Origin of the sequence: Haloferax sp. Atlit-6N (assembly GCF_003383195.1) — an archaeon.
Classification (GTDB): domain Archaea; phylum Halobacteriota; class Halobacteria; order Halobacteriales; family Haloferacaceae; genus Haloferax; species Haloferax gibbonsii.
Window position 1 is genome coordinate 1 of sequence record NZ_QEQJ01000436.1, and the last position, 430, is coordinate 430.

General features: G+C 69.3%; 1 pseudogene. It reads left to right on the forward strand.

What is annotated here, in order from left to right:
• Positions 1–426: pseudogene (locus DEQ92_RS23075) on the forward strand (hypothetical protein); the annotation flags it as partial.
• Positions 427–430 lie beyond the last annotated feature (4 nt).

Consider the following 430-nt stretch of genomic DNA (forward strand, 5'->3'; position numbering starts at 1 on the left):
TATCTCGGCCGGTTCTCCGCCTCCGGGTCGGCGTTCGCGGGCGTCCTCGGGATGGTCGGGTTCTATCTCGCGTATCACGCGTGGGTCGTCTTCGCGCTGGGCTTCGTCGCGCTCGCGCAGGGCGACGACGCGTTCGACGCCGTCACCGACGGCTACCGGTGGTCCGTCGAGCGGCCGGTGGCGACGGTGCTGGTCGGCGTCGTGACCGCGACGCTGTTCGTCGTATGTCTGGTCTTGACGGTCGCACTCCCGCTCGTGTTTCCCGCGCTCGCGGCCGCGTTCCACACGGAACTGGCCGCCCAAACGCGCGACCGAGAAGAGGATGCGACCGACGCGGCCGACACGGCCGACGCGACCGCGCCGACCGACCGTCCAGTCTCCGGTGAGAGTCCGAAAAACGAGTTCTCCGCGACGTTTCGACGGTGACGCT